Annotated in this window: 2 protein-coding genes; one reads left to right on the forward strand and one right to left on the reverse strand. The window is 75.6% G+C overall.

Translation table 11 applies throughout. The annotated features are described in order from the left end of the window. Window positions 1-546: ATP-binding cassette domain-containing protein (locus tag H5J29_RS31425; protein WP_181784559.1), on the forward strand; the 546-nt coding region annotated here is incomplete at its 5' end. A gap of 29 nt (window positions 547-575) precedes the next feature. Here the strand turns inward: H5J29_RS31425 and H5J29_RS31430 are convergent. Continuing rightward, window positions 576-1,761: class I adenylate-forming enzyme family protein (locus H5J29_RS31430; RefSeq protein ID WP_181784560.1), on the reverse strand; the 1,186-nt coding region annotated here is incomplete at its 5' end.

Here is a 1,761-nt window from a genome sequence, read left to right on the forward strand (position 1 = left end):
CGCGCCGCCGTCCTCGGCCGGGACATCGGGATGATCTTCCAGCAGCCGATCCGGAGCCTGAACCCCACGATGCGGGTCGGCGAGCAGGTCGCCGAGGTCGTCCGCAGGCACCGGGACGTCACGCGCGCCGAGGCGTGGGCCCGTGCGGTCGAGATGCTCGACCGGGTGCGGATCCCCGATGCCGCGCGCCGGGCCCGCGACTACCCGCACACCTTCTCCGGCGGCATGTGCCAGCGCGTGATGATCGCGATCGCGCTGGCGTGCGAACCGGAGCTGCTGATCGCGGACGAGCCGACCACCGCGCTCGACGTGACGGTGCAGGCCCGGGTGCTCGACCTGCTGGCCGAGCTGCAGCGCGACAGCGGGATCGCGATCCTGCTGATCACGCACGACCTCGGCGTCGTGGCCCGGATCTGCGACCGGGTCGCCGTCATGCACGACGGGCGGATCGTGGAGACCGGCCCGGTGCGGCGGATCCTCACCGCACCCACGCACGCCTACACGCGTAAGCTGCTGGCCGCCGCGCCCACCCGACGAGCGCGCTGAGCGTCACGCGGAGGGGGCACGCGGAGGGGTCACGCGGAGGCGCGGCTCGCGGGGTCGGCGGCGAAGAGGGCCCGCACATCCGGCCTGCTGACCTTCAGCGACGGCGTGCGCGGCAGCTCCGCGACGACGCGGATCTCGGTGGGCAGCTGGTAGCGGGTGAGTCGGTCCGCCAGCCAGGCGCGCAGCTCGGCCTCGCCGGGCGGATCGGTCTCCCGGAGCTCGACGGCGGCGACCGGCACCTCGCCGAGCCGCGCGTCGGGGATCCCCACGGCGGAGGCGTCCCGCACGCCGGGGTGGGCGCGCAGCGCCTCCTCGATGACCGTCGGGACGATGGTGAAGCCGCCGCGGTCGATGGCGTCGTCCACACGGCCGTGGACGAAGAGGAAGCCGTCGGTGTCCAGGCTCGCGAGGTCGGTCGTGCGGGTCCAGCCGTCGGCGGGCAGCTGGGGGCCGCGGGCCTCGAGCAGCCCACGCTCCCCCGCGGGCAGCGGCTCCCCGCTGTCCCGGTCGACGATCCGCAGCGTGATGCCGTGGTGGGCGCGTCCGACGCTCCCGCGCTTCGCCGCCCCCCACTCCTCGTACAGCCTCAGGTCCCAGCCCGCGATCGCCCCGGCGAACTCGGTGGCCCCGTAGACGCTGAGTACCGGGAGGCCGAAGCGCGCGGTGAACGCGTCCGCTTCCTCGACGGGCAGCGCCGCGGTGCCGGAGGTCGCGGCCCGGACGCCCGCGAAGGTCGAGGCCGGCAGGTCGGACTGGAGCACCATCCGCATGGCGGCGGGCGGCAGGCCCACGAGGGCGGGCCGCAGGGTGCGGACCAGCTCGGCCCAGGGCTCCACCGCGAACCTCTCCATCAACGCGGTCGGCCTGCCCGCGGCCACGTTCGCGACCGCGAAGTAGAGGCCGCCGATGTGGACCAGGGAGGCCCAGAGGATCGTCGGGCGGGCGCGCAGCCGGATCGGCTCGGCCGCGATCGGCGTGCCGCCCGCCTCGAACGCCGCGACCAGCTTGCGGTAGCTCAGCGGCACCCGCTTCGGACGCCCGGTGGTCCCGCTGGTGAGCATCAGCACGGCCACCGGGTCCCCCGGGGTGGCGGTGGCCCGCACCACGCGGCCGCGCTCGCGGGGGCTCAGGGCCTGCTCGCCCTCACCGGCCTCGATCCCCAGCGCACCGACCTCCGCGACGGCACCGCGCACCACGGGACGGGACCAGTCCTCC

The organism is Pseudonocardia pini (assembly GCF_013870575.1).
Lineage (GTDB): Bacteria > Actinomycetota > Actinomycetes > Mycobacteriales > Pseudonocardiaceae > Pseudonocardia > Pseudonocardia pini.